Annotated in this window: 24 protein-coding genes; 12 read left to right on the forward strand and 12 right to left on the reverse strand. The window is 73.2% G+C overall.

What is annotated here, in order from left to right; all coding sequences use genetic code 11:
- Positions 1-52: 52 nt before the first annotated feature.
- Entirely contained in the window at positions 53-997 is a 945-nt protein-coding gene (locus ABZV77_RS20270) for a DMT family transporter (RefSeq protein ID WP_356258442.1), read from the reverse strand.
- On the opposite strand from ABZV77_RS20270, the gene ABZV77_RS20275 reads away from it, so the two are divergent.
- From ABZV77_RS20275 to ABZV77_RS20285, 3 genes are all read left to right on the forward strand, one after another.
- A complete protein-coding gene (locus ABZV77_RS20275) occupies positions 996-2,432 on the forward strand; it encodes a PLP-dependent aminotransferase family protein (RefSeq protein ID WP_356258444.1) in 1,437 nt (478 codons plus the stop codon). The genes ABZV77_RS20270 and ABZV77_RS20275 overlap by 2 nt on opposite strands.
- Positions 2,433-2,525: 93 nt before the next feature.
- Positions 2,526-2,963, forward strand: coding sequence for a GNAT family N-acetyltransferase (locus ABZV77_RS20280; RefSeq protein ID WP_356258446.1), 438 nt, complete (start codon positions 2,526-2,528; stop codon positions 2,961-2,963).
- Positions 2,964-3,037: 74 nt separating this feature from the next.
- Positions 3,038-3,622 carry a histidine phosphatase family protein gene (locus ABZV77_RS20285; RefSeq protein WP_356258449.1) on the forward strand — a complete coding sequence of 195 codons (585 nt, stop codon included), beginning with the start codon at positions 3,038-3,040 and terminating at the stop codon, positions 3,620-3,622.
- Here ABZV77_RS20285 and ABZV77_RS20290 read toward each other — a convergent pair.
- Positions 3,564-4,058, reverse strand: a complete 495-nt coding sequence (locus ABZV77_RS20290; RefSeq protein ID WP_356258452.1) for a DUF6314 family protein — start codon at positions 4,056-4,058, stop codon at positions 3,564-3,566. The genes ABZV77_RS20285 and ABZV77_RS20290 overlap by 59 nt on opposite strands.
- Positions 4,059-4,067: 9 nt before the next feature.
- The gene (locus ABZV77_RS20295) at positions 4,068-5,057 is read right to left on the reverse strand and encodes an aldo/keto reductase (RefSeq protein WP_356258454.1); all 990 of its coding nucleotides are present in this window, start codon (positions 5,055-5,057) and stop codon (positions 4,068-4,070) included.
- Between the two features lie 246 nt (positions 5,058-5,303).
- Between ABZV77_RS20295 and ABZV77_RS20300 the strand changes: the two genes are divergently transcribed.
- Entirely contained in the window at positions 5,304-6,848 is a 1,545-nt protein-coding gene (locus ABZV77_RS20300; protein WP_356258457.1) for an alpha/beta hydrolase, read from the forward strand.
- Positions 6,845-8,071 (forward strand): serine hydrolase domain-containing protein, encoded by a 1,227-nt coding sequence (locus tag ABZV77_RS20305; protein WP_356258459.1) that lies wholly within the window; start codon positions 6,845-6,847, stop codon positions 8,069-8,071. The genes ABZV77_RS20300 and ABZV77_RS20305 overlap by 4 nt, the downstream gene beginning before the upstream one ends.
- Here ABZV77_RS20305 and ABZV77_RS20310 read toward each other — a convergent pair.
- Together ABZV77_RS20310 and ABZV77_RS20315 are read right to left on the reverse strand one after the other, a co-directional pair.
- On the reverse strand, positions 7,977-9,518 hold the full coding sequence (locus ABZV77_RS20310; protein ID WP_356258462.1) for an MFS transporter: 1,542 nt from the start codon (positions 9,516-9,518) through the stop codon (positions 7,977-7,979). The two genes, ABZV77_RS20305 and ABZV77_RS20310, sit on opposite strands and share 95 nt — an antisense overlap.
- A complete protein-coding gene (locus ABZV77_RS20315) occupies positions 9,515-10,135 on the reverse strand; it encodes a TetR/AcrR family transcriptional regulator (protein WP_356258464.1) in 621 nt (206 codons plus the stop codon). The genes ABZV77_RS20310 and ABZV77_RS20315 overlap by 4 nt, the downstream gene beginning before the upstream one ends.
- Positions 10,136-10,262: 127 nt before the next feature.
- Between ABZV77_RS20315 and ABZV77_RS20320 the strand changes: the two genes are divergently transcribed.
- Complete coding sequence (locus ABZV77_RS20320; RefSeq protein WP_356258467.1) at positions 10,263-12,482, forward strand: NADP-dependent isocitrate dehydrogenase; 2,220 nt, start codon at positions 10,263-10,265, stop codon at positions 12,480-12,482.
- A gap of 69 nt (positions 12,483-12,551) precedes the next feature.
- Here the strand turns inward: ABZV77_RS20320 and ABZV77_RS20325 are convergent, their stop codons facing one another.
- Genes ABZV77_RS20325 through ABZV77_RS20335 form a run of 3 tightly spaced genes read right to left on the reverse strand, consistent with a single transcriptional unit; the run spans position 12,552 to position 15,873 of the window.
- Positions 12,552-13,358 carry an ABC transporter permease gene (locus ABZV77_RS20325; RefSeq protein WP_356258469.1) on the reverse strand — a complete coding sequence of 269 codons (807 nt, stop codon included), beginning with the start codon at positions 13,356-13,358 and terminating at the stop codon, positions 12,552-12,554.
- On the reverse strand, positions 13,355-14,911 hold the full coding sequence (locus ABZV77_RS20330; RefSeq protein WP_356258471.1) for an ABC transporter permease subunit: 1,557 nt from the start codon (positions 14,909-14,911) through the stop codon (positions 13,355-13,357). The genes ABZV77_RS20325 and ABZV77_RS20330 overlap by 4 nt, the downstream gene beginning before the upstream one ends.
- Entirely contained in the window at positions 14,908-15,873 is a 966-nt protein-coding gene (locus ABZV77_RS20335; protein WP_356258474.1) for an ATP-binding cassette domain-containing protein, read from the reverse strand. The genes ABZV77_RS20330 and ABZV77_RS20335 overlap by 4 nt, the downstream gene beginning before the upstream one ends.
- 147 nt (positions 15,874-16,020) lie before the next feature.
- Here ABZV77_RS20335 and ABZV77_RS20340 point away from each other — a divergent pair, with 147 nt between their 5' ends.
- A complete protein-coding gene (locus tag ABZV77_RS20340) occupies positions 16,021-17,238 on the forward strand; it encodes a sensor histidine kinase (protein WP_356258476.1) in 1,218 nt (405 codons plus the stop codon).
- Entirely contained in the window at positions 17,235-17,924 is a 690-nt protein-coding gene (locus ABZV77_RS20345; protein ID WP_356258478.1) for a response regulator transcription factor, read from the forward strand. Before ABZV77_RS20340 ends, ABZV77_RS20345 begins: the two co-directional genes overlap by 4 nt.
- Before the next feature lie 48 nt (positions 17,925-17,972).
- Here the strand turns inward: ABZV77_RS20345 and ABZV77_RS20350 are convergent, their stop codons facing one another.
- Positions 17,973-18,794, reverse strand: coding sequence for a LysR substrate-binding domain-containing protein (locus ABZV77_RS20350; protein WP_356258480.1), 822 nt, complete (start codon positions 18,792-18,794; stop codon positions 17,973-17,975).
- A gap of 57 nt (positions 18,795-18,851) precedes the next feature.
- Between ABZV77_RS20350 and ABZV77_RS20355 the strand changes: the two genes are divergently transcribed.
- From ABZV77_RS20355 to ABZV77_RS20365, 3 genes are all read left to right on the forward strand, one after another.
- A complete protein-coding gene (locus tag ABZV77_RS20355; RefSeq protein WP_356258482.1) occupies positions 18,852-19,268 on the forward strand; it encodes a DUF5997 family protein in 417 nt (138 codons plus the stop codon).
- Between the two features lie 108 nt (positions 19,269-19,376).
- Positions 19,377-20,117: an alpha/beta fold hydrolase gene (locus tag ABZV77_RS20360; protein WP_356259009.1), complete on the forward strand. Its 741-nt coding sequence runs from the start codon at positions 19,377-19,379 to the stop codon at positions 20,115-20,117.
- A gap of 64 nt (positions 20,118-20,181) precedes the next feature.
- Positions 20,182-21,456, forward strand: a complete 1,275-nt coding sequence (locus ABZV77_RS20365) for a low temperature requirement protein A (RefSeq protein WP_356258485.1) — start codon at positions 20,182-20,184, stop codon at positions 21,454-21,456.
- A 9-nt stretch (positions 21,457-21,465) separates the two neighbouring features.
- Here ABZV77_RS20365 and ABZV77_RS20370 read toward each other — a convergent pair whose 3' ends face one another.
- The gene (locus ABZV77_RS20370; RefSeq protein ID WP_356258487.1) at positions 21,466-22,389 is read right to left on the reverse strand and encodes an RNA polymerase sigma-70 factor; all 924 of its coding nucleotides are present in this window, start codon (positions 22,387-22,389) and stop codon (positions 21,466-21,468) included.
- Between the two features lie 31 nt (positions 22,390-22,420).
- On the reverse strand, positions 22,421-22,894 hold the full coding sequence (locus ABZV77_RS20375; protein WP_356258490.1) for a carboxymuconolactone decarboxylase family protein: 474 nt from the start codon (positions 22,892-22,894) through the stop codon (positions 22,421-22,423).
- A gap of 160 nt (positions 22,895-23,054) precedes the next feature.
- On the opposite strand from ABZV77_RS20375, the gene ABZV77_RS20380 reads away from it, so the two are divergent.
- Positions 23,055-24,104 (forward strand): aldo/keto reductase, encoded by a 1,050-nt coding sequence (locus ABZV77_RS20380; protein ID WP_356258493.1) that lies wholly within the window; start codon positions 23,055-23,057, stop codon positions 24,102-24,104.
- A 20-nt stretch (positions 24,105-24,124) separates the two neighbouring features.
- Here ABZV77_RS20380 and ABZV77_RS20385 read toward each other — a convergent pair whose 3' ends face one another.
- Positions 24,125-25,123, reverse strand: coding sequence for a hypothetical protein (locus ABZV77_RS20385; RefSeq protein WP_356258495.1), 999 nt, complete (start codon positions 25,121-25,123; stop codon positions 24,125-24,127).
- Positions 25,124-25,243 lie beyond the last annotated feature (120 nt).

Below are 25,243 nucleotides of genomic sequence, written 5' to 3' on the forward strand. Positions count from 1 at the left end.
CGCAAGTGTACGACGGGTGGCGGGAGTTGGGACCTGCCGGGCGGGCAGCGCGTCAGCCGCGGGACCGCTGGGTGACCGCGATGCAGACGAGGACGGCGGCCGCGGTGAGCGGTGCGGCGACGGTGAGGTGCTCGCCGAGCAGGAACACCGACCACACGAGCGTCAGGAGCGGCTGGGCGAGCTGGAGCTGGCTGGCCTTGGGGATGCCGATCGCCGCCATGCCCCGGTACCAGACGACCAGGCCGAGGAACTGCGAGCCGATCGCCGCGTACAGCAGGCCCGCCGTGCTGTGCCCGGTGAGCTGGAAGGACTCGTGGGGCAGGGCCACCGCCGCGCCCGCGATGTTGAGCGGCAGGAAGAGGACCAGCGCCCAGCCGATGACCTGCCAGCCGGGCATCTCGCGGGCGAGGCGGCCGCCCTCGGTGTAACCGGCCGCGCAGATCAGCAGCGCGCCGAAGAGATAGAGGTCGGCGGTGGACAGGGCGCCGCCGCTCTGCTGCACGGTGAACGCGATGACCGCCGCGGCTCCGGCGAGCGCCGCCGCCCAGAACGTGCGCGAGGGGCGCGCGCCGGTGCGCAGCACCGAGAAGACGGCGGTCGTGAGGGGGAGCAGACCGACGACCACGGCCGCGTGCGCGGTGGTGGAGGTCTGCAGCGCGAGCGTGGTGAGCAGCGGGAAGCCGACGACGACACCGGCGCCGACCACCGCGAGCCCCGCCCAGTGGCGGCGGTCGGGGACCGCGATGCGCAGCACGAGCAGACAGCCGCCCGCGACGAGCGCGCTGAGCACGCCGCGCAGGGTCACGAAGCTCCAGGGGCCGATGCCTTCGAGGCCCCATGCGGTGGAGGGGAAGGTGAGGGAGAAGGCGATGACGCCGAGGGCGGCCATCAGGGTGCCGCTGCGGGGCGTGCCTGCGGGGGCCGGTGCCGGGGCCGCTGCGCCGGGGGCGGGGACCGCTATCCGGGTCGGGCGAGTAGCGCTATCCTGTGCTGTCATGCATGACAGTAGCAGTGTGGGAGATCTGGCGAAACGGCTGCGGAACGAGCTGGACCGCTACTCTCCCGGAGGAAAGCTGCCGTCCAGCCGGGCGATCGTGGAGCGGTTCAGGGTGAGCCCCGTGACCGTCTCGCGGGCCCTGGCACAGCTGTCCGCCGAAGGCCTCGTCGTCACCCGCCCCGGCGCGGGCGTCTTCCGCGCGGAGGCGTCGGTGGCCGCCGCGCCCGTCGGGGACACCTCGTGGCAGGAGGTGGCGCTGAGCGCCGACGCCACGACGGAGCTCGTGCCGCGCTCGGTCGACGCCTCCGGAGTCCTTGCCACGCTCGCCGCCCCGCCGTCGGGCGTCATCGAGTTCAACGGCGGTTATCTCGATCCCGCACTGCAGCCCGAGCGCGCGATGGCGGCGGCGCTCGCCCGTGCGGGGCGTCGGCCCGGCGCGTGGGGGCGGCCGCCGGTCGACGGCCTGCCCGAGCTGCGCGAATGGTTCGCGCGGGGGATCGGCGGGGCGATCACGGCTGCCGAGGTGCTGATCACTGCGGGCGGCCAGAGCGCGCTGACGACGGCGCTGCGGGCCCTAGCGCCGCCCGGGGCGCCCGTCCTGGTCGAGTCGCCGACGTATCCGGGCATGCTCGCCATCGCGCGTGCGGCGGGGCTGCGGCCGGTGCCCGTGCCCGTCGACACGGACGGGGTGCGCCCCCGGCTCCTTGCGGAGGCCTTCCGGGCCACGGGCGCCCGGGCCTTCGTCTGCCAGCCGCTGTTCCAGAACCCGACCGGCGCCGTGCTGTCCGCCGAGCGCCGCCCCGAGGTGCTGCGGATCGCCCGCGAGGCGGGGGCGTTCGTCATCGAGGACGACTTCGTGCGCCGCCTCGTCCACGAGGACGCCGGGCCGCTGCCGCGCCCGCTCTCGTCAGACGACCACGACGGCGTCGTCGTCCACGTCTGCTCGCTCACCAAGGCCACCTCGCCGAGCTTCCGCGTCAGCGCGCTCGCGGCCCGCGGCCCGGTCCTCGAACGGCTGCGCGCCATCCAGGTCGTCGACCACTTCTTCGTGCCGAGGCCCCTCCAGGAGGCGGCCCTCGAACTGGTGGGATCACCGGCCTGGCCGCGCCATCTGCGGGCCGTGGCGGGGGAGTTGAAGGAGCGCAGGGACGCCATGTCGGCGGCGCTGCGGCTGCGGCTGCCCGAGTTCACGGTGCCGCACATCCCCGCGGGCGGCTACCACCTGTGGCCGCGGCTGCCCGACGGCGCCGACGAGTCCGCGTTCGTCTCCGCCGCCCTCCGCGCGGGCGTGGCCGTGGCCCCGGGCCGCCCGTACTTCGCGGCCGAACCCCCGGCCGGACACGTCCGGCTGAGCTTCGCCGCGGTCGCCGGGGTGGGGGAGATCACCGAGGGGGTACGCAGACTGCGGGTGGCCTGCGACGAGGTGCTCGGGTAAGCGGGGCCGGGGCGGGTGCCCGGTGTGTGGCTCTCGTCCCAGCAGGTGAAATCCGGTCGACTCCGCCGCGCAGCCGCTGCGAGGCTCGTCCCCATGACCGACACTGCCACGCTCCCCGACGGCTACGGGATGTCCACCGACCCCGCCCGCATCGACGCCGCCCGCGTCCACCACTGGCTCTCCACCGACGCGTACTGGGCGCTCGGACGCACCCGTGAGAAGCACGACGCGGCGATGGCCGGATCGCTCAACTTCGGTGTGTACGACGAGGCTTCGGGCGAGCAGGTCGCGTACGCACGCGTGGTGACCGACCGGGCCACCTTCGCCTGGCTCTGCGATGTGTACGTCTCCCCGGACGTGCGCGGCAAGGGCATCGGCGTCGCGCTCGTCGGCGCGGTCTGCGCGCACCTGGAGCCGTACGGCGTGCGCCGGACGCTGCTCGCCACGGGCGACGCCCACGGGGTCTACGAGAAGCTCGGCTTCACGGCCCTGGCGGCCCCCGAGAACTGGATGGCACGCGGCAACCAGTGACCGGCCGCGCGGGGGACCGCCGAGAAGCGCGGAGAAATCTTGACCCCCACCCCCGTGCGCCCCAAGATCACCGCATGCACGCTCACGTCACGCTCATCGCCGCCGCCCGGAGCGCCTCCCTGCTCACGGAGCGCTTCGACGACGACCGGCCGCTCGACCGGGCGGGCTGGGACGACGTGCAGCGCGCCGCCCCGGCCCTCCTGCCCCTCGCCGCGGCCGAACTGCGCTACTGCTCGCCCACCCCGCGCAGCCGCGCCACCGGCGACGCCCTGGGCTTCGCGCCCCTCGCCCAACCGGCCCTGCGGGACTGCGACATGGGCCGCTGGCGCGGTCTCACGCTCGCCGAGGTCACGGCCCGCGAACCGGCCGCGGTGGACGCCTGGCTGAGCGACCCGCACTCGGCGCCGCACGGCGGCGAGTCGCTGCTCGCGTTCATCTCGCGCGTCGGCGGCTGGCTCGACACCCGGCCGGTCGGCGACGGCACCCGCGTCATAGCCGTGGCCGAGCCCGCGGTGGTGCGCGCCGCGCTCACCTACGGCCTGAAGGCGCCCCCGTCGACGTACTGGAACATCGACGTACGCCCGCTGTCGACCGTCACCCTCACCGGGCGCGGTGCCCGCTGGAACCTGCGGCTCGAAGTGCACGGCGGTACTCCGTGACGAGCAGCAGGTCCTTTGCCGGGCCGCCGACCCGCCAGCGGGACCGCCAGCGGTCCGCCCCGACCACCTCGAACTCGCCGCGGTAGAGGTCGTCCACGCAGGGGTGATCCGTCGTCCAGTGGCCCGTGCGCAGGTCCAGGTCGTGGAAGAAGCGGCCGTCGCCGAACTCCACCCGGGCGGTGCCCGCCTCCTCGCCGGGCAGGAAGCGGAGCGTGCGCTCGGCGGGACGCGCCGTGCCGTGCCAGGTGAACGTGCCGGACTCGTGGTGCAGGAGGCCACCGCTGTCCGGGGCGGGCAGCGGGGAGAAGAGCGTCGTACCGGTGAAGCGGCCCTCGGAGCCGTCCGCGAGATCGCGGACGGTGCGCTCGACGTGCCACTCGCCCGCGAGGTGGGCGAGCGCGTCGGGGACGGGGCGGAACGTGAGGTCCGAGGGCATGCGTGCAGGCTACTTGTTCACGGTCGTGAGGCTGCGCTCGTCGTACCGCGTGCCCGCGACCTGGCCCGCGGGCGCCGCCGCGTCGATCGCGGCGAGCTCGTCGGCGGACAGCCGGATCGCGACGGCCCCCAGGTTCTCCGACAGGTACTTCTCGCGGCGGGTGCCCGGGATGGGCACGACATCCTCGCCGCGGTGCTGCACCCAGGCGAGCGCGAGCTGCCCCGCCGTGACGCCCTTCTCGGCGGCCAGCGCGTCCAGGGTGGCCACGATGGACAGGTTCTGCTCCAGGTTCCCGGCGGCGAAGCGGGGCTGGGTGCGGCGCACGTCGTCCTGCGGGAGGTCGTCGACCGAGGTGTAGCGGCCGGTGAGGAAGCCACGCCCGAGCGGCGAGAACGGCACCAGACCGATGCCGAGCTCACGGCAGACCGGCGCGATCTCCGCCTCCAGGTCCCGGGTCCACAGCGACCACTCGCTCTGCAGCGCCGCGATGGGATGCACGGCGTGCGCCCGCCGCAGGGTCCCCGCACCGGCCTCGGAGAGCCCGAGATGGCGCACCTTGCCCGCCGCGACGAGGTCGGCCATTGCGCCGACGGTCTCCTCGATCGGCACGGTCGTGTCCACCCGGTGCTGGTAGTAGAGGTCGATGTGGTCGACGCCGAGGCGGCGCAGCGAGGCGTCGCAGGCCTGTCGTACGTACGCCGCGTCGCCGCGGATGTGCGTGGGCTCGCCGAGCCGGTTGGCGAAGCCGAACTTCGTGGCCACGACGGCCTGTTCGCGGCGCGGGCCCGCCAGCGCGCGGCCGATGAGCTGCTCGTTGTGGCCGCTGCCGTAGAAGTCGGAGGTGTCGAGCAGGGTGACGCCGAGGTCAAGGGCGCGATGGAGCGTCGCGATCGACTGCGCGTCGTCCGACGCGCCGTAGCCGTGGCTCATCCCCATGCACCCGAGGCCCTGCGCGGAGACGGTCAGCGCGCCGAGGCGGCGGGTGGGAAGGCTGGTCATGGTGGTACCTCCTGGGGGTGTGCCCGGTGATCGGTCCCGACCCTAGGAGCTGGAGCAGACTCCAGGTCAAGGCGACGGGGGCCGGGGGACGGAGGGCGGTACGGGGGTTTTCCCCAGGGCGAGTTGGACCGGTAGCCCGATGGTCCGGCGACGCGCACGTTTCTAGCGTGGTGATCGTCTTCCCAACGGCTTTTCACCGGCTTCTCAACGGCCTCCCACAGCCTTCCCACCGAACCAAGGAGCACGATGCGCGTCGCGTCAGCAGTCACCGCGGGTCTGAGTCTCGTCGGAATGCTCGCGGGCGGCGTGTCCGCCGCGGACCGCCCCGAATCGCCGAAAGAGCCCCGTACCCAACTCAGTTGGGGCCGCTGCTCCCCGGACCAGAAGGAGCTGAACGAGGCGGGCGCACAGTGCGCCGATGTGACCGTGCCCCTCGACTACGCGGACCCCGGCGGCCGCACGATCAAGATCGCGGTCTCCCGCATCAAGGCGAAGTCACCGGGCGAGCGGCGCGGCATCCTGCTCTCCAACCCGGGCGGACCGGGCGGCAACGGGCTCGCCACCACCCTCGCCCTGCGGCCCGCGCTGAAGGACGTCGCCGACCGCTACGACCTGATCGGCTTCGACCCCCGCTTCCTCGGCGAGAGCACCCCCATCACCTGCGGCAAGGCTCCGCGGCCCACGCCGCCCGGCGAGACCACCACCCCGCGCCGGGACTTCGAGGACTCGGTGCGGTCCGCGCGCGACACCGCGCGCCGGTGCCAGGAGCACGGCGACAACGCCGCGTTGCTGCCGCACGCCTCGACCAGGAACGTCGCCCGTGACATGGACGCCATCCGGGCGGCGCTCGGCGAGCGCAAGCTCTCGTACTACGGCATCTCGTACGGCGCCGACCTGGGCGCCGTCTACACCCAGCTGTTCCCGCGCCACGCCGACCGGGTCGTCCTGGACTCCTCGACCGACCCGGCAGCCACGCAGTACGAGCTGTTCCAGCGGTCGGGGGCGCCCGCGGAGGCGGCGCTCGACGAGTTCGACGGGACGGTGCGGTCCGACATCCGCACGGTCCTTGCCCGGGCCGAGCGGCACCCCATCCCGGTCAAGGGGCTGCGCCTCAACGCCCCGCTGCTGCGCCTGATCTTCAAGCAGCTCGTGCAGCACGAGGAGAACGATCCCCAGCTGGTCAGCGTCGTCTCCGACCTGAAGAGGGCCGCCGCAGGGGAGGAGATCGAGCCGGGGCCCGCGCTCGACGGATTCCTGCAGTTCCTCTCCTTGCCCGAGCTGGCGGACAGCATGACGGGCGGCGCGATCTTCATGTGCGGCGACGGTGGCTGGCCCGCGGGCGGCTGGCCCAAGGACCCGGCGACGTACTGGAAGAACATGCAGCACAGCCGGACCACCCAGCCGGTCTTCGGTCCGTACGTCAACGGAATGATCGCCCCCTGCGCGTTCTGGGGCAGCGAGCCGCGCGAACCCGGCACGAAGATCGGCAACTCCGTGCCCCTCCTGATGCTCCAGGCCCGGTACGACAACAACGTCCCGTACGAAGGCGTCCTCGCGCTGCACAAGAGGCTCAAGGGATCCCGTCTGATCACGGCGGACATCCGCTCGCACGGTGTGTACGCGCGCGGCAACGAAGGACGGACCCCGGTCCCGTGCGCCGACCGCGCCGTCAACTCCTATCTGCGCGACGGCAAGCTGCCCGCCGCGGACTTCACCTGCGCGGCGACGGACCCCAAGACGGACACCAAGACGGACACCAAGACGGACCCGAAGACGGAGGCGACCCGATGAGGGAGACCCGAGAGATCAGCAGGCGCACCGGACTCACGGCAGCCGCCGCGGCCCTGTTCACCGGGGCGGCCGCCGCGCCCTCCCGGGCCGCCGCTGCACCTGCCCGGTCCGGGGGCGCCGGGCCACGGCGCGCCCTCCAGCGCGGCGTCGACGCGATCCTGGCCACCGGGGCGAGCGGCGTCCTCGCCGAGGTGCAGGACGCGCACGGCCGGACCGCCGCCCGCGCGGGGGTCGCCGACCGCGACGCCGCCGGAAAGGAGCCGGTGCCCTGGGACGCGTACTACCGCATCGGCAGCGACACCAAGACGTTCACGGCGACCGTCGTCCTCCAGCTCGTCGGCGAGGGAAAGCTGAAGCTCACCGACACCGTCGAGCGCTGGCTGCCCGGCGCGATCCGCGGCCACGGCAACGACGGCCGCCGGATCACCGTCACCAACCTGCTGCGGCAGACCAGCGGCCTCAACGACTACCTCACCGCGGAGAGCGGCGACTTCACCCCCGACGCGTACCGGCGCAACCGATTCCGCTCGCAGTCGCCTAAGGAACAGCTTGCGGCGGCCCTCGACCGGCCCCCGCGGTGGCTGCCCGACGCCGACGACCCGGCGGGGGAGCGGCGCTGGGAGTACTCCAACACCAACTACGTCGTCGCCGGGATGCTCATCGAGGAGGTCACCGGACACCCCTGGGCCCAGGAGGTCCACGAGCGGATCATCGAACCGCTCGGCCTGCGCGCCACGTTCACGCCCGGCACCTCGCCGTACGTGCCGCGCCCGACGGCCACCGGATACACGTACTTCCCGGGGCAGACCGGCCCCACCGAGACGAGCCTCGGCTTCGGCGGCGGGGCGGACGGCTGCCTCATCTCGACGACGCACGACCACGGCGTCTTCCTGCGCGCGCTGCTCGGCGGCCGACTGCTGCGCCCGGCCCAGCTGGCGGCGATGCGGACGACCGTGCCGGTGCGGGACTGGATCCCGGCCGACGGGGTCCGCTACGGCATGGGCATCGCCTGGCGTCCCGTGGCAGGGCGCGAGGACGGCATCTGGTTCCACGGCGGGACGAGCCTCGGCTGCGTCAGCGAGGCCGGTGTGACCCCGGACGGCGCGACGGCGGTGACCAGCGCGGCCTTCACGCTGCGCCTCGACGACGCCGAGGCGAACGAGAGGCAGGCGCGGGCGACGCTGCGGATGGTGGACGCGGCGCTGCGTCCGCATTCCGGGTGAGTGCGGGCGCCGGGCCGGGGGACGGCGCGGTCCGGCGCGGGAGCCGCGTCGCGGCCAGCGCGCCGAGTGCCGCCACCGCGGCCAGCGCCGTCAGCGTCGGGGGCATCGCCACGAGGAACTCCGCTTCGGGCCACTGGGACCGGCTGTCCGCCGGGCCCGGAGCGGGGGAGGTGAACGTGGTCATCAGGGTGGTCGCCGCGGCGATGCCCACCGTGGGGCCCACGTTCATCGCCGTCTGTTGGAGGCCGCCCGCCACCCCGGCGTCGGCCACCGGGGCGTGGCGCACGACGACGGCCGTCGCGGCGACCATCACCGTCCCGAACCCCGCCCCGATCAGCAGGAACCCGATGCCGGTCGCCACCGGGCCCGACGCCGCGTCCAGCCGGGACAGCGCAAGTACGCCGAGGGCGAGCACCGTCATCGCCGCCGTGATCGTCCGCCGCGGCCCCTGCCGCCGCAGCACCACGGCCGAGAGCGGCGCGCTCACCACCATCAGCACGGCGAGCGGCAGCGCCCTCAGCGCGCTGTCCAGCGGGTCGAGGTCCAGCACGTCCTGGAGGAAGTACGTGCCGACGAAGAGCGCCCCGAACATCGCCGCGGACGCCGCGACCAGGATGCCGAGCGCGGGACCGACCCCGGCCGAGCGGAGCAGGCGGGGCGGCACCAGGGGGCTCGCGGCGCGCCGTTCGTGGCGTATGAAGGCGACGCCTGCGACGGCCGCCGCCGAGAGACCCGCCACGGCCGTCGGCGTCCAGCCGTGCTCCGGCACGGTGACGAGGGTGTGCACGAGGCAGGCCAGCGTCACCGCGAGCAGTCCGGCGCCCGGCAGGTCGAGGCCGGGCGCGGGAGCCTTCGGACGGGCCGCAGGAACGCGCACCACCAGCGCCAGTACGCCGATCACGAGCGCGGGCACCACGCTGAGGAAGAACACCGAGCGCCAGCCCAGCTGCGTGGCGAGCGCGCCGCCGACGAGCGGCCCGGTGGCCGCCGCGAGGCCGATCGCGCTCATCCGCAGCGCGATCGGCATCCCGAGCCGGTCCGGCGGGAACGCGGCCCGCAGCATCCCGAGCGTCGCGGGCTGCAGCAGCGCCCCGAAGACACCCTGGGCCACGCGCAGCGCGATCACCCAGCCGACGCCGGGCGCGAGGCCGACCCCCGCCGACGCGGCCGCGAAGCCGAGCGTCCCGACGGCGAAGAGCCGCCGGTGCCCGTACCGGTCGCCGAGCCGTCCCGCGAAGACGAGCAGGCTCGCCACGGCGATCAGATAGCCGGTGCTCGTCCACTGCACCTGCGCGAAGGAGGCGTCCAGATCGCGCTGCAGGGCGGGCTGGACGACGGTCAGCGCGGTGCCGTCGAGGGCGACGACCATGGCGCCGACGACGCTGCAGGCGAGGGTGAGGTTCCGCGGCAGGCTCTGCGGCGGGTTCCGTCGGATCACCGGAGTCATGACGCCTCCGGTCCGAGGTGCGCCTCCAGCGCCGCGTCGAGCAGCGCCTCCACGTCGTCCGCGCCCGTCGCGAGGCGCAGGCTGCCCCACCCCCACAGCTGCGCGATGCCGTGCAGGTTCGCCCACAGGGCGCCCGCGAGGACCCGCGCCCCCGCGGCGGAGCCCGGACGGGCCTCGGCGACCAGTCCTGCCAGGACGTCGAAGAGCGGCAGGCTGGTCTCCCGCAGGCCGAGCTGATTGCTCTCCAGGAGGTCGTGCCGGAACATCAGCTCGAACATCCCGCGGTGCGCCACCGCGAAGTCGAGGTAGGCGCGGCTCAGCGCCCTGAGCTGCGTACGAGCGTCCGGGGCCGGGTCGGCCCCGGCACCCTCGCCGCGACCGTCGCCCACCGCCTTCGCCGTCTCGGCGGCCAGCTCCGCGAAGCCCCGCCGCGCGATGGCGGAGAGCAGCGACACATGCGTGGGGAAGTGGCGCCGGGGCGCCCCGTGCGAGACGCCCGCCCGGCGAGCGATCTCCCGCAGGGTCAGCGCCTGCACCCCCTGCGTCGCCACGAGCTCGACGCCCACGTCCACCAGCCGGGCCCGCAGCCCGGCGTCCTGATCGTTCCGTTCGGTCATAGACACTGTCTACTACATCGCGTAGACAGTGTCTACGAAGAACGGACCGGAAGGCACTGTCCGTAAGGGGGTGGGTAGGAGATATCTTGATGTCGAGCAATGTTGCAGACGCGGAGCGGAGCACCCGGTGACTGACTCGACCATCATCTACACCCACACTGACGAGGCCCCGGCCCTGGCGACCCATTCGTTCTTGCCGGTGGTCCAGGCCTACGCCTCGACGGCCGGTGTCGGCGTGGAGACCCGCGACATCTCGCTCGCGGGGCGCATCATCGCGAGCTTCCCGGAGCGTCTGGAGGAGAGCCAGCGCATCTCCGACGCCCTCGCCGAGCTCGGCGAGCTGGCCAAGACGCCCGGCGCCAACATCATCAAGCTGCCCAACATCTCGGCCTCGATCCCGCAGCTCAAGGCCGCGGTCGCCGAGCTGCAGGGCCAGGGCTACGCGCTCCCCGACTACCCGGACGACCCGAAGACCGACGAGGAGCGCGACATCCGCGCCCGCTACGACAAGGTCAAGGGCAGCGCCGTCAACCCGGTCCTGCGCGAGGGCAACTCCGACCGCCGCGCCCCCGCGTCGGTCAAGAACTACGCCAAGGCGCACCCGCACCGCATGGGCGCCTGGACGGCCGACTCGAAGACGAACGTCGCCACCATGGGCGAGAACGACTTCCGCTCCACCGAGAAGTCCGCGGTGATCGCCGAGGCCGGTTCGCTGCGCATCGAGCTCACCGGTGACGACGGCTCCACCACCGTCCTGCGCGAGTCCGTACCGGTCCTCGCGGGCGAGGTCGTCGACGCCTCCGTCATGCGCGTCGCCGCGCTGCGCGAGTTCCTCAAGGAGCAGGTCGCCCGCGCCAAGGCCGAGGGCATCCTCTTCTCCGTGCACCTCAAGGCCACGATGATGAAGGTCTCCGACCCGATCGTCTTCGGCCACGTGGTCCGCGCCTTCTTCCCGAAGACCTTCGCCGCGTACGGCGACGTCCTCGCCACCGCCGGTCTGACCCCGAACGACGGTCTGGGCGGCATCTTCAAGGGCCTGGAGTCGCTGCCCGAGGGCGCGGAGATCAAGGCGTCCTTCGAGGCCGAGCTGGCCGAGGGCCCGGAGCTGGCCATGGTCGACTCCGACAAGGGCATCTCCAACCTGCACGTCCCGAGCGACGTCATCGTCGACGCCTCCATGCCGGCCATGATCCGCACCTCCGGCCACATGTGGGGCCCGGACGGCGACGAGCACGACACCCTGGCCGTCCTGCCGGACAGCAGCTACTCCGGCGTCTACCAGGTCGTCCTCGACGACTGCCGCGCCAACGGCGCCTTCGACCCGTCGACGATGGGCTCCGTCCCGAACGTCGGCCTGATGGCGCAGAAGGCCGAGGAGTACGGCAGCCACGACAAGACCTTCGAGGTCCAGACCACGGGCAACGTGCGGGTCGTCGACGCCGCGGGCAACGTCGTCCTGGAGCAGACCGTCGCCGCCGGTGACATCTTCCGCATGTGCCAGACCAAGGACCTGCCGATCCAGGACTGGGTGAAGCTCGCCGTCACCCGTGCCCGCGCCACCGGCAACCCGGCCGTCTTCTGGCTGGACGACACCCGCGCCCACGACACCGTGCTCATCGGCAAGGTCGAGCAGTACCTCGCCGACCACGAGACCGAGGGCCTGGACATCCGGATCATGGCCCCGGTCGAGGCGACCGCGTTCTCCCTGGAGCGCATCCGCCGCGGCGAGGACACGATCTCCGTCACCGGCAACGTCCTGCGCGACTACCTGACCGACCTCTTCCCGATCCTGGAGCTGGGCACCAGCGCCAAGATGCTGTCGGTCGTCCCGCTGATGAACGGCGGCGGCCTCTTCGAGACGGGCGCCGGCGGCTCCGCCCCGAAGCACGTCCAGCAGCTGGTCAAGGAGAACTACCTGCGCTGGGACAGCCTGGGTGAGTTCCTCGCCCTCGCGGTCAGCTTCGAGCACCTCGCCACGAAGACGGGCAACGCGCGCGCCCAGGTGCTCGCCGACACCCTCGACCGCGCCACCGGCTCGTTCCTGAACGAGAACAAGTCGCCGTCGCGTCGCCTCGGCGGCATCGACAACCGCGGCAGCCACTTCTACCTCGCCCTGTACTGGGCGCAGGAGCTGGCCAAGCAGACCGACGACGCGCAGCTCGCCGAGGCCTTCGCGGCCCTCGCCAAGACGCTGGGCGAGCAGGAGCAGACCATCGTCGACGAGCTGATCGCGGTGCAGGGCTCGCCCGCCGACATCGGCGGCTACTACCAGCCGGACGCGGCCAAGGCCACCAAGGTCATGCGCCCGTCCGCGACGCTCAACCAGGCGCTCGCCATCCTGGGCTGACGTTGCCGCAGCGCATCACGAGGGGCCTCCCGCCATTCCGGCGGGAGGCCCCTCCTGGTGTCCGGGGGCTCACACGTCCCGCGCCCGCAGGACGAGCGCGCCCGCCAGCAACGCCCCCGCCGCATAGCCGCCGAGCACCCCGATCCCCGCCCACGGCCCGATCGGCAGCCGATCGAGGCCGACGGTCGCCCGGATCGCGAGCCCGGCCGTCGACGGGGTCAGCTCCTCGGCCCGCTCCCGCCAGTCGGGGTCGGCGAGCAGCCCGGCCAGCACCGGCAGGCCGTAGAACAGGGTCAGGGCCGTGGTGGCCGCGGCCGCCGTGTCACGCAGGGCGGCGGCCGTGCCGAGGCCGACGAGGGCGGCGAGCGCCAGATAGAGGACCGACCCCAGGGCCGCCCGCAGCGTCGGCCCCTCCATCAGACCCGGCACCGCGAACCCGTCGGCGGCAAGGAGCGCACGCCCCGCGAGGAGCGATCCGTACGCCGCGAAGGCGCCCGCCCCCACGGTCAGCGCACCCACCACCACCGCCTTGGCGGCCAGCACCCGCACCCGCCTCGGCTCCGCCGCCAGCGTCGTACGGATGGTCCCCGTGCCGTACTCGCCGCTCATCGCGAGGACCGCGAGGACGACGACGGCGCCCTGCCCCACCCACACCCCCGTCAGGCTGAGCCCGACCGTGTCCTCGTGGCACTCGGCGGGCACCGGACAGTCCCCGGTGGAGAGCGAGGCCGTGGTGAGGACGCCCGCCGCGACGGTCAGCACCACCGTGGCGAGCAGCAGCCACCAGGTGCTGGGCAGCGTACGGAGCTTGGTCCACTCGGCGTGCAGGGTCCCGAGGTCCCGGCCGCCGCGCACGCGTTCCGTCCCGGATGTCACGCGTCCCGCCTCCGCAGCCGCCACACCGCGGCGCCGAGCACCACGACGGCGTAGGCGGCGAGGGCCGCGAGGCCGGTCCAGGGGCCCTGCGGGTAGCAGCCCTCCTCCGGCAGGCAGACGGTCGCCACCTGGTCGTAGCGCGGCAGGGTGTTCTGGATCGCGAACCCGGCGACGGGCGTGAGGCGTTGCACCGCGTGGGCGAGGCCAAGCGGCAGCGTGCTGAGCAGGACCAGCGGCAGTACGAACACGACCACGACGACGGTGATCGCGGCCGCCGTGCTGCGCAGCAGCGCACCGAGGCCCAGGGCGAGCACGGAGATCAGGGCGAGCACGGCGGCGGTGCCGATGACGGCGCGCAGCATCGGGCCGTCGCCGAGGGAGATGTCGCCGAAGATCGGCGGCTTGTTGTCGCCGCGCAGCAGGGGCGCACTGAGCAGGTACGCGGTGAACGCCGCGACGAGCCCCGCGGCGAACGACACCGCGCCGATCACCACGGCCTTGGCGACGAGGACCCGGCCGCGCCGCGGGCTGAGCACAAAGGTGGTGCGGATCATGCCACGGCGGTACTCCGCGGTGACGAAGAGCACGCCGAGCGCGGCGATCAGGACGAGGCCCAACTGGGCGCCGTCCAGGACCATCACGGCCAGGTCGTTGGGCGGCGGCGCGGGGCCGATGTCGCCGGAGCCGCTGAGCGTGAAGGAGCTCGCGCTGCCTTCGGTGTTCTCTGTGCTCCGCAGCTCGCCCGGGCCGCGCGCCCGGTCCCCGCCGATGTCCGTGTGCTGCCAGGCCGCGGGGGCCGCACGCCCGTCGAGCCGCACCTGCTCGAAGCGTGCCGTCGACGCCGAGGGGCGCTGGTCGATGGACGCGCTGCCGAACTCCCGCTCACGCGACTGGATGTCGGGGGAGGCCACGAAGAAGCCGACCGCCACCGCGTCCGGGGCGGGCCCGGTGCTGTCCGGGCCGTCCAGGTCGACCGTGCCGACCTTCTTCCAGCCGCTGCCGTCCGTGGACTCGTATCCGGTGACGGCCGCGCCCTTGCGGGTCAGGCGCAGCAGCCGGGAGTCGCCGGGCGAGGCGTGCGAGCCCGCCACGTCGCGGGTGAACCCGCTCTGCAGACGCACTCCGTGGCGCGCGGTGAGCATGAGGGCGGCGTAGTCCGCCCCCGGCCGGGTGCTCTCCTTGACCATCACCCCGGCCTTGGCCCACTCCGGCGTCGCGCCGGACCCCGTGGCGGCAGGCACGGACACGCGGGCCGTGATGCTGCCGTCGCCGGTGAGCGTGCGGTGGGCGAAGGAGAAGGCGTCCCGCACGGGCTGTCCTTCGGCGCCGGTGGGACCGGGCGGGCCGCCGCCGCGCGCGGTCTCGGCCGTCGAACTGAGCGCGGAGAACAGGGAGACCAGGACGGTCACCAGGACCGCGCCGAGCAGCGTGACCCCCCAGCGGCGCACCGTGCGCCACTTGGTCCACTCGGCGTGCAGCAGCTGCGGGAATCCGTCGCGCCCGGCGCGGCCGACGGGACGGGCTCCGGGACGGCGTGACGTGACGATGGTCATCGCGCACCTTCCTCGAAGGAGCGGACGGGCGCGGCGGAGGGCTGCGGTGGCGCGTCCGCCGCGAACTGCACCGCATTCCTGGTGAGTTCCATGTACGCCTCCTCCAGCGTCGCCCGGTGCGCGGCGACACCCGAGAACGAAACGCCCGCCTCGCCGAGCAGCGCCACGACGCGCCCCGCTTCGAGCCGCGACACGGCGAGGACGTCCCGGCCGGTGGCCGCGACGCTCGCGCCCGCCGCCGCGAGGACCGTCATCGCCCGGGTCCGTTCGTCGGTGCGCACCTCCACCCGGTCGCCCGACGCGGCGTCGAGCAGCTCCCGTACGCTCGTGTCGGCGATCACCCGGCCCCGGCCGATGACGATCAAGTGGTCGGCGGTGTCCTCCAGTTCGCTCATGAGGTGACTGGAGACGAGCACCGCCCGCCGCTCGGCGGCCAGCACCTTCAGAAACGTGCGGATCCACCGGATGCCCTCCGGATCCAGGCCGTTGACGGGCTCGTCGAAGAGCAGCACCGGCGGATCGCCGAGCAGCGCCGCCGCGATACCGAGCCGCTGCCGCATGCCCAGCGAGTAGCCGCCGACCCGCCGCCGCGCGACCCCGCCGAGCCCCGCGAGCTCCAGCACCTCGTCCACCCGCCGCACCGGGATCCGGTGCGAGTGCGCCATCCACAGCAGATGGTCGCGGCCCCGCCTGCTCGGGTGCACGGCGCCCGCGTCGAGCAGCGCGCCGACTTCGAGGAGCGGGGCGCGCAGCGCGGCGTAGGGACGCCCCCCGATCAGCGCGGCGCCCTCGTCCGCGGAGTCCAGGCCGAGCAGGATCCGCAGCGTCGTCGACTTCCCCGCGCCGTTCGGCCCCACGAACCCGGTCACCTGTCCCGGCTCCACCCGGAAGGAGAGCCCGTCCACCGCGGTGACCGCCCCGAACCGCTTGCGCAGCTCCCGTACTTCGATGGTCGCCTTCATGCGCCCCTGCTCCTTCCCTCGATGCCAATGCCATCCGTACGAAGCGAGGCTAGGGACGCCGAGGGCGCGGGTCGTCACGCGCCGGAGCGTCTTCGTATCCCTCACACGAGGGACTCCACCGTGCCCGCCGCCGGTGACAATGACTCCGTGAAGTCGTCAACTGGCGTACGGGGAAGGTGGATCAGGCCGCCCGTGGGCCCGCCCGAGGCTCCGGTGGTGGCCGCGGCGCTCCTCGGGCTCGCCGCCGCGGGCGAGGTGCTGCTGCGCGCGGACGGCCGGGTCCCGCTCCCGCTCGCGCTCTCCCTCGCCATGGCGGCCACGGCGCCGGTGGCGGTCCTCGCCGGGCCGCGGCGCCCGTCGGCCGGGGGACGGGCGGCCGGGGGCCGGGTGGTGGGGGCGGCGGCATCGACCGCGGGCGCGGCGGGGCTCCTCGCGCTCACCCCGTTCCACGTCCTGACGGCTGCCGGACTGGCCGCTGTCCTCCTCGCCCTCCACCGGGCGGGCCTGCACGGCCCGAAGGTTCTCGCCGTGCTGCTGCCGCTGCCCTTCGTCGGTTACGCGATCACGGGGGCAGGCTTCCTCGCCGTGCTGGTCGCCGCGGGCGCCGCCGTGGCGGCGGGCACCGGGCTCGCCCGCCGGGCCAGGGACACGGCGCTCGCCCACGACGCCACCGAACGGGCCATCGCCGACACCCTGCTCGCCCACGCGGCCCGCGGCGAACGGGCCAGGATCGCCCGGGAGTTGCACGACGTGGTCGCTCACCACATCTCGATGATCGCCGTCCAGGCCGAGACGGCCCGGCTCACCACCCCCGGCCTGCCCGCCGCGGGAGCCGAGCGCTTCCTGGCCATCGGCGACACCGCGCGCACCGCCCTCACCGAGATGCGCCGCCTGCTCGGCGTGCTGCGCGAGGACGCGGGCCCGGCGGCCGCCGCCCCGGAACGCCGCCCGCAGCCGGGCATCGACCAACTCGGGGAGCTCGTCGACGAGGCGAGGGACGCGTCGGGCGGCGCGCTGCGACTGATCGTCGAGGGCCCGGTACGGCCCCTGGACGCGGGCGTCGAACTCACCGCCTACCGCATCGTCCAGGAGGCCCTCACCAACGCCCGCCGACACGCGCCCGGGGCCGCCATCGACGTCGAACTCCGTTACGCCTCCGGGGTGTTGCGCCTGCGCGTGCGCGACAACGGCCCGAGCCCGCACTCCTCGGCGGACCACGGCGACGGCCATGGACTGCTCGGCATGCGCGAACGCGCCACGATGGCAGGTGGCACGCTGCGGGCGGGTCCCGCGCGAGGGGGCGGTTTCCTGATCGAGGCGACGTTCCCCGTTCCGTCCCAGGAACCCCGGGAGCAGGCCGCATGAGCAGCCCCCCGCTCGGCCCCGAGCCCTTGCGCATCGTCATCGCCGACGACCACGAGGTCGTGCGCGTCGGCTACGCCGGGCTGCTCGCCACGCAGCCCGATTTCACCGTCGTCGGCACGGCGGCGGACGGCGCGGTGGCAGTCCGCCTCTGCCGGGAGCTGCGGCCCGATCTGGTCCTGATGGACGTACGGATGCCGGTGATGGACGGCATCGAGGCGACCGGACGGCTGGCGGGGACGGACACCCGCGTCCTCATCCTCACCACCTTCGACCTCGACGAGCACGTGTACGACGCGCTGGGCGCCGGGGCGGCGGGATTCCTGCTCAAGGACGTCACCGCGGAGCACCTCTTCGACGCGGTCCGCGTGGTCGCGGCGGGCGAGGGCCTGCTCGCGCCGACGGTCACCCGACGCCTCATCGCCGAGTTCGCCCGCATCCGCCCCACCCGCACGGGCAGGCCCGCACCGCGCCTGGACTCCCTGACCCCGCGCGAGACCGAGGTCCTGGGACTCGTCGCGGAAGGCCTCTCCAACCCGGAGATCGCGGCACGCCTGCACGTCGGCGAGGAGACCGTGAAGACCCACGTGAGCCGCATCCTCGCCAAGCTGGGCCTGCGGGACCGGACGCAGGCGGTGGTGGCCGCGTACGAGTCGGGGCTGGTGGTGCCGGGGGCGTCGGAGGGGTGAGGGGTGCCGCCTCCTGCGGGGCCCAGGTGTCGCGGGGGAGCGGCCGGGCTACGAGCGGCGGCGGGGCTTGCCGCGCTTGGCAGCGGCGGCGGAACCACGGCCGCCCTTGCCCGCCGCTCGCCCCGCACCTGTCGGCTTCCCGGACGACCTGGCGCCGCCCTTGCCGGACGCGGCAGGCTTCCGCTTGGCCTGGGCCGCCGCCTTCGCCCTGGCCACGTCCTTGTCCTCGCCTTTTCCGCTGCCCTTGGGCGGGGTCTGGGCGCGGCCCCGGGAGCTGTTGACCGTCCGGCCGCGGACGATGCCGATGAAGTCCTCGACCAGATCCGTGGTCCCGGCCTCCGGCCACGACAGGGCCACGCGCGACTCGGGCGCGTCCGTCACCGGGCGGTAGGTGAGGTCCTTGCGGTGGTACAGACGGGCGAGCGACTGCGGTACGACGACGAGGCCCACCCCCGCCGCGACCAGCTCGACCGCGTCCTCGGTCGTCGCGGGACGCTCGTACGCGGGCTGTCCGGGCCGCCGCTCCCACTCCAGCGCGTCGTCCATCGGGTGGAACACGACCTCGTCGGCGAGATCATCGAGGGACACCTCGTCGACCGCGGCCACGACGTGGTCCTTGGGGATCACGACGACCGTCGTCTCGGTGTAGAGAGGGATCGCGCTGAGGTCCGTACGGTCGATCGGCAGCCGTACGAATCCGGCGTCGGCGTCACCCGTGCGCAGCACGTCGGGCGCGTCGGCCGCGGCCACGGGGAGGAGGGCCAGCGGGACGTCGGGCAGCCGCTCGTTCCAGATACGCACCCATTTGGCGGGCGTCACCCCCGGGACGTAGGCGAGCCGGAACGAAGGGGATACTTCCGAGCCTGTCACCTCGCCAGGCTACCCGGCGTGGTCGGGAGTAGCGCACACGCTCGATACCCTTGACCCATGACGTCGCACCAGACCACCCAGACCATGAAGCCCGCGACCGCGGCGAAGAAGCTGGGTGTGTACCTCCAGGCCACGCCCGCCGAGTTCCAGGAGGGCGTCGTCTCGCGCAGCGAGCTCAACGCGCTGCAGGCCGATCCGCCCGAGTGGCTCCAGGAGCTGCGCCGCAACGGCCCGCACCCCCGCCCCGTCGTCGCGGCCAAGCTCGGCGTCTCCATCGCGGGCCTCGCGCGCGGCGGAGTGACCGAGGCGCTCACCACGGAGCAGATCGACGCGCTGAAGGAGGAGCAGCCCGGCTGGCTGCGCCAGGAGCGCGCCACGCAGGCCGACGTGCGCAAGGACGCGGTCCGCATCAAGGAGAAGCAGGCGGAGCAGGCCGAGAAGCGCGCGGCTCGCGACGAGGACGCTCGCGGCTGACCGCTGGTCCTGGGGAGCTTGGGGAGGGGGGAACCCACGTTGGCTGAGGACACGACGGTTGACGGGGTGGATGTGACGGGCGTGGCGGACGCGACCAGCGCACCGCCCATCGCCGCTCCACCCATCGTCTTCGTGCACGGCACCCGCTTCAACGCGGGCCAGTGGAGCCCCCAACTCGCCGCGCTCCAGGGCGACTTCGCCGTCGCCGCGGTCGACCTGCCCGGCCACGGGGCCCGCTCCGCGCAGCCCTGGAGCCTCGCCGCGGCGACGGAGATCATCAGGTCCGCGGTGGACTCGCTCGACCGCGGACCGGCCCTGGTCGTGGGCCACTCCCTCGGCGGATACGCCGCGCTGGAGTTCGCCCGCCACCACCCGGACCGGCTCCGTGGGCTCGTCCTCGCGGGGGCCAGCGCCTCGACCCGGGGCGCGTGGGCCACGCCGTACCGGTGGATCGCCCGCCTCGTCCCCCGGCTGCCCGCCGACCGGCTTGCGCGGATGAACGACCGCGCGCTCCGGCGGCTCTATCCGCCGGAGGTGGTGGCGGCCACCATCCGCTCCGGCTACGCGTTCCACACCCTGCCGGACGCCTGGGGCGAGGTCATCGGCCGCTTCGACGCGAGCGCGATGCGGCACGTGGCGGCGCCCGTCCTCATCCTGAACGGCGAGAAGGACACCGTCTTCCGGTCCGGCGCGGCGGATTTCGCCCGCGCCCATCCGCAGGCCCGCATCGAACTGATCCCCGGGGCGCGCCACCTCGCGAACTTCGACGAGCCGGACGCCTTCACCTACGCGGTGCGCCGCTTCGCGGGCCGACTGCCGGTCCCGCCGGATCCGGCCGCCCGCACCTGAGAGCGCCGGAGCCGGCCTCGGCACGGAACTGCGGACGCGTCCGTCCTGCGTCATCATGCTGTTCATGAGCGACTCCGCACGCGCGGCCCGGAGGAGCGGCCTCGCGCACCGACTGACGCCGATGAGCGGTCGCGACCCGGAGGAGCACGGCCGGGTGTCCACGCCGCTGGAGCTGCTGTTCGACCTGACCTTCGTGGTCGCGGTGGGCACCGCGTCCTCCCGGTTCGCCGAGATGCTCGCCGAGGGCCACGCCGTGCAGGCGATCACCGCGTTCGCCCTGGCGATGTTCGCGATCAGCGTCGCCTGGATCAGCTTCAGCTGGTTCGCCTCCGCGTTCGGCACCGACGACTGGCTGTACCGGGCGCTGACGATGGTGCAGATGATCGGCGTCGTCATCTTCTCGCTCGGCCTGCCCGCGATGTTCCACTCCCTCGACGAGGGCGGCCACCTCGAACTGCGCGCGATGGTCATCGGATACGTGGTGATGCGGATCGCGATGGTGCTGCAGTGGTGGCGAGCGGCCCGGAGTTCCCCCGCCTTCCACGACGTGGGGATGGCGAACATCCGGTGGACCGTGATCGCCCAGGTCGGCTGGGTCGTGGTCGGGTTCGTGCACCTGCCGCTCGCCGTCCTGTTCCCCGCCTTCGTCGTGCTCGCGGTCCTGGAACTGGTGCTGCCCGTCCTCACCCAGGGCGGTGCGGGCGGCACGCCCTGGCACCCGCACCACGTCGCGGAGCGGTACGGCCTGTTCGCCATCATCACGCTCGGCGAGGGAGTCGTCGGCACCGTCGCCTCGTCCGGCGGCCTCCTCGGCGGCGCGGACGGGACATCCTGGACCGGGAACGCGATCGCCGTCGTCGTCGCCGGTGTCGGGCTGACCTTCGGCATGTGGTGGGTGTACTTCGCCACGCCCTTCGGCGACATCCTGGTCCACCGCCGTCGCCGCGGATACCTCTTCGGCTATGGACACATCCCGCTCTTCATCGGCATCGCGGGGGCGGGTGCCGGGCTGCACGTGGCGGGCCTGCAACTGGAGCACCACGCGAAGATCGGCGAGGCCGCCGTCGTGCTCGCCCTGGCCCTGCCCGTCGGCCTCTACCTGCTGATGGTCTACCTGCTGCACACACTGCTGCTGTCCGCGGCGGACCGCTTCCACCTGCTGCTGATCTCCCTCACCCTCGTGGTGCTCGCCGCGGCGGTCCTCCTGTCCCTCGCCGGTGTCGCGATCGCGGTGTGCCTGCTCGTGGTGATGCTCGCCCCGTTCGTCACCGTGATCGGTTACGAGACGGTGGGGCACCGCCACCAGCGGGAGATGCTGGCGGACCTCGGCACGGGCTGACCGGTCCGGCTAGTCCGGGAGCCGGTGCGGATGCCGCGTCGCGCGGTCGATGGCCCAGATGTCCGCCGTCGGGCCCAGGTGCCGCAGCTTGTCGGGGTTGACCACGAGGCGGATCATCCGGATCCGGCCGTCGGCCACGTCCAGCCCCAGCGTATGGATGACCTTGCCGTCGCGGTCGCGGAAGACCGCGCCGGGACGGCTGTTGATCTCGTACGTCTCGTAGGTCACGCCGATCTCGGCCATCCGCGGGTAGGCCATCGCCAGCACCCGGGTCACCCTGTCCACGCCCGTGAGGGGTTTGGTCAGCTGCGGGCCGTTGCCGCCGCTGTCGCCGATCATCGACACCTCGGCGGCGAGCAGTTCCTGCAGCCCGGCCACGTTGCCCTCGCTGAGCGCGGCGAAGAAGCGCGACGCCAGCTCTTCCCGCTCCTTGCGGACCGCCTCGAACCGGGGCTGCCCGGCCTGCATGTGCCGCCGCGCCCGCACGAGGAGCTGTCGGCAGGCCGCCTCCGACCGCTCCACCGCCGAGGCGACCTCCTCGAACTCGAAGCCGAACACGTCCCGCAGCACGAACACGGCCCGCTCCAGCGGACTGAGCCGCTCCAGCAGGACGAGAGCCGCCATCGACACCGACTCGGCCAGCTCCACCGACCGCGCCGGATCCTGGTACGGGTCGTTGAGCAGCGGCTCGGGGAACCACGGCCCCACGTACTGCTCCCGCCGCACCCGCGCCGAACGCAGCACGTCGATCGAGATCCGGGTGACCGCGGCGGACAGATAGGCCTTGGTCGACGTGGGCGAGGCCGTCGAGGCGTCGTAGCGCAGCCATGTCTCCTGCACCGCGTCCTCCGCCTCGCCCACACCCCCCAGAATCCGATAGGCGATGGAGAACAGCAGCGGCCGCAGCTCCTCGAACTCCTCGACCTTGCTCACATGGCCCCCCGGTCCTCGATGTCCCGCTCGATCAGTGGATCTGCCCCGGCTCGTAATCGCCCGCAGGCTGCCGAGTGATGATGTTGAGCCGGTTCACCATATTCATGAACGCGACGTGGACCACCAGCGCGGTGAGCTGCTCCTCGTCGTAGTGCTTGGCGGCCCGCTCCCACACCGCGTCGTCGACCCCGCCTGCCGCGTCCGCGACCCGGGTGCCCTCCTCGGCCAGTTCGAGCGCGGCACGCTCGGCCTCGGTGAAGACCGTCGCCTCCCGCCACGCGGCCACCAGGTGCAGCCGCAACGGGGTCTCGCCCGCGTGGGCGGCCTCCTTGGTGTGCATGTCGATGCAGCCCGAGCAGCCGTTGATCTGGCTGACGCGGAGCGCCACCAGCTCCTTCGTCGCCGACGGCAGGGTCGACTCCTGCAGCGTCCTGGCCCCCGAGATGAAGTGCTTGATCGCCTTGGCGGCGTTGGGCTGGGCCATGTAGTTCAGTCGTGCGTCCATGGGGTGCTCCTTCGGGTTCGTCCGTCGCTACACCCCCGAGACGAGACAGCCCGGCGCCCTGTGACACGGCGGAACGTGACCTGCGTCTCCCCTTGCCCTGGAGCGCACTCCACCTCGTAAGGTCACGTCGTCCAAGTGGGCGAATTCCAAGGAGAGTCGCATGCGCTACCGCATTCTGGGCGGAACCGGCATGGAGGTCAGCCCCTACTGCCTCGGCACCATGATGTTCGGCCATGTCGGCAACGGCGACCACGACGACTGCGCCCGCATCATCCACGCCGCGTTGGACGAGGGGATCAACTTCGTCGACACCGCCGACATGTACTCGGCGGGGGAGTCGGAGACGATCGTCGGCAAGGCGCTGAAGGGCCGCCGCGACGACGTCGTGCTCGCGACCAAGTTCCACTTCCCGATGGGCGAAGGCCCCAACCGCGGCGGCAATTCGCGGCGTTGGATCGTCAAGGAGGTCGAGGAGAGCCTGCGGCGCCTCGGCACCGACTGGATCGACCTGTACCAGGTGCACCGGCCGGACCACACGACCGACGTCGAGGAGACGCTCTCCGCCCTGACCGACCTGGTGCGCCAGGGCAAGATCAGGGCGTTCGGCTGCTCCACGTTCCCGGCCGACGAGATCGTCGAGGCGCACCACGTGGCCGACCGGCGCGGCCTCCAGCGGTTCCGCACCGAGCAGCCGCCGTACTCGCTGCTCGCCCGAGGCATCGAGAAGCACGTGCTGCCGGTCGCCCAGCGCCTCGGCATGGGGGTGCTGACGTGGTCCCCGCTGGCCTCCGGCTTCCTGACCGGGCGCTTCCGCAAGGGCCAGGACCTCGACCTGAGCAGCGGCCGTCCCACCCTGCACCCGGACCGCTTCGACCCTTCGGCCCCACGCACCGCCGCGAAGCTGGAAGCCGTTGAAGAGCTCGTCGCCGTGGCGGAGGAACTGGGCTGCACGCTGCCGGAGTTGGCGATCGCTTTCCCGCTCGCGCACCCGGCCGTCACATCGGTGATCATCGGCCCGCGCACGATGGAGCAACTGCGCGCCACGCTCAAGGGCGCATCCGTGACCCTGGACGACGCAACCCTCGACCGCCTCGACGAGATCGTCCCGCCCGGCACCGACATCTATCCCCCGGACGGCGTCTGGACCCCGCCCGCACTCACTGCGCCGTCGCTGCGGCGGCGTGCGGTGGAGGGCAGGTCGGCGGTCTGACAGGCGCCCGGCCCGGCCCCTCAACCGGACTGCGTCATCGAACCCCGTGCTTCGGCACGCGACCGCAGCCGTTCGTGGAGGGCCGCGAAGGCCGTGTACGCGAGGGGGAGGACCACGGCCGCGGCGGCCAGGATGCCGACGATGACCGGCGCGAGGATCCCGGCGTAGTACGCCGCGAAGAAGTTGCCCGTCGCGTCTTCGAGGAGGGTTCTCACGGCGGGGCGCAGCGGCAGGGCGAGCTGCGTCACCAGGCGGACGAGCCCGGCGGTGAGTGCGGCCAGCGGCAGTGCGAAGGCGAGGACGCGGACCAGGCCCGCGCGCGTCCACGTCAGCGACCAGGAACGGCGCAGGGCCGCGAGGGGGCCGAGGCCATCGGCCGCGGCGGCCGGGGCGAGGGTGAGCGAGAGGCGCAGCAGCGCGGCGACGAACAGGGCGGCCATGGGGGAGGCATCGACGAGCTCGTAGGCCAGCGATCCGCGTTCCAGGGGCAGCGGGGTGTCGAGCTGACTGCCGGTGAGCCGGTACGCCACGACCGAGGCGACCAGCGGCAGGGACCACACGATCACCCCGCGCAGCGCGTACACGGAGAGCACCGCGCGTCGCCGCGAGCGGACCACGGCACGTGACGGGTCCTCCGGTGAGGCCCCTCGGGTCTCCGCCGCGACCGTCCGGGAGCACACGGTCTGCAGGGCCGCGCTGCCGATGCCGAGGAGGAGCAGGAAGAGCGGGAGCGTCCACAGGGTGACCAGCGTCAGGTCGCTGCCGTCGTGCAGGTAGGGGTCCTCCAGGTACTTGTAATAGAGACGTTGGTTCCGCATCTGCGTGAAGACGGGCCAGGCGAGCGCGAATATCGCGGCCGTCAGCAGCAGCCAGGCGAGTCCGGACAGGCCGACGACGCGTGCCGTCGCGCTCGCCAGAGTGCCCTGGTGGCGTCGGAGAACGGCGAACGTGGTGGCGGTGCCGCCGCGTTCCGGGCTGCCGTCTGTCGGTGGCGCCGTGCGGTCGTGCTGTGTGGGCATGGAGCGAGCCTTCTGTACGTTCCGGTTCCGTTCCCGACAAGGACGCGGGGCGGACCGGCAACGGTTCTCCGCCCACCCTCGGAGCAGGCCGCGCTCCCTCCGGCGCCGCCAGAACCCACG

Source organism: Streptomyces sp. NPDC004732 (genome assembly GCF_040609235.1).
In the GTDB taxonomy this organism is placed as follows: Bacteria; Actinomycetota; Actinomycetes; order Streptomycetales; family Streptomycetaceae; genus Streptomyces.

Excerpts from the sequence above, each read along its gene's own strand:
- ABZV77_RS20275 (WP_356258444.1), top strand. The coding sequence starts at position 996 with ATGCATGACAGTAGCAGTGTGGGAGATCTGGCGAAACGGCTGCGGAAC.
- ABZV77_RS20270 (WP_356258442.1), bottom strand. The coding sequence starts at position 997 with ATGACAGCACAGGATAGCGCTACTCGCCCGACCCGGATAGCGGTCCCC.
- ABZV77_RS20280 (WP_356258446.1), top strand. The coding sequence starts at position 2,526 with ATGACCGACACTGCCACGCTCCCCGACGGCTACGGGATGTCCACCGAC.
- ABZV77_RS20285 (WP_356258449.1), top strand. The coding sequence starts at position 3,038 with ATGCACGCTCACGTCACGCTCATCGCCGCCGCCCGGAGCGCCTCCCTG.
- ABZV77_RS20290 (WP_356258452.1), bottom strand. The coding sequence starts at position 4,058 with ATGCCCTCGGACCTCACGTTCCGCCCCGTCCCCGACGCGCTCGCCCAC.
- ABZV77_RS20295 (WP_356258454.1), bottom strand. The coding sequence starts at position 5,057 with ATGACCAGCCTTCCCACCCGCCGCCTCGGCGCGCTGACCGTCTCCGCG.
- ABZV77_RS20300 (WP_356258457.1), top strand. The coding sequence starts at position 5,304 with ATGCGCGTCGCGTCAGCAGTCACCGCGGGTCTGAGTCTCGTCGGAATG.
- ABZV77_RS20305 (WP_356258459.1), top strand. The coding sequence starts at position 6,845 with ATGAGGGAGACCCGAGAGATCAGCAGGCGCACCGGACTCACGGCAGCC.
- ABZV77_RS20310 (WP_356258462.1), bottom strand. The coding sequence starts at position 9,518 with ATGACTCCGGTGATCCGACGGAACCCGCCGCAGAGCCTGCCGCGGAAC.
- ABZV77_RS20315 (WP_356258464.1), bottom strand. The coding sequence starts at position 10,135 with ATGACCGAACGGAACGATCAGGACGCCGGGCTGCGGGCCCGGCTGGTG.
- ABZV77_RS20330 (WP_356258471.1), bottom strand. The coding sequence starts at position 14,911 with ATGACCATCGTCACGTCACGCCGTCCCGGAGCCCGTCCCGTCGGCCGC.
- ABZV77_RS20335 (WP_356258474.1), bottom strand. The coding sequence starts at position 15,873 with ATGAAGGCGACCATCGAAGTACGGGAGCTGCGCAAGCGGTTCGGGGCG.
- ABZV77_RS20345 (WP_356258478.1), top strand. The coding sequence starts at position 17,235 with ATGAGCAGCCCCCCGCTCGGCCCCGAGCCCTTGCGCATCGTCATCGCC.
- ABZV77_RS20355 (WP_356258482.1), top strand. The coding sequence starts at position 18,852 with ATGACGTCGCACCAGACCACCCAGACCATGAAGCCCGCGACCGCGGCG.
- ABZV77_RS20365 (WP_356258485.1), top strand. The coding sequence starts at position 20,182 with ATGAGCGACTCCGCACGCGCGGCCCGGAGGAGCGGCCTCGCGCACCGA.
- ABZV77_RS20375 (WP_356258490.1), bottom strand. The coding sequence starts at position 22,894 with ATGGACGCACGACTGAACTACATGGCCCAGCCCAACGCCGCCAAGGCG.
- ABZV77_RS20380 (WP_356258493.1), top strand. The coding sequence starts at position 23,055 with ATGCGCTACCGCATTCTGGGCGGAACCGGCATGGAGGTCAGCCCCTAC.
- ABZV77_RS20385 (WP_356258495.1), bottom strand. The coding sequence starts at position 25,123 with ATGCCCACACAGCACGACCGCACGGCGCCACCGACAGACGGCAGCCCG.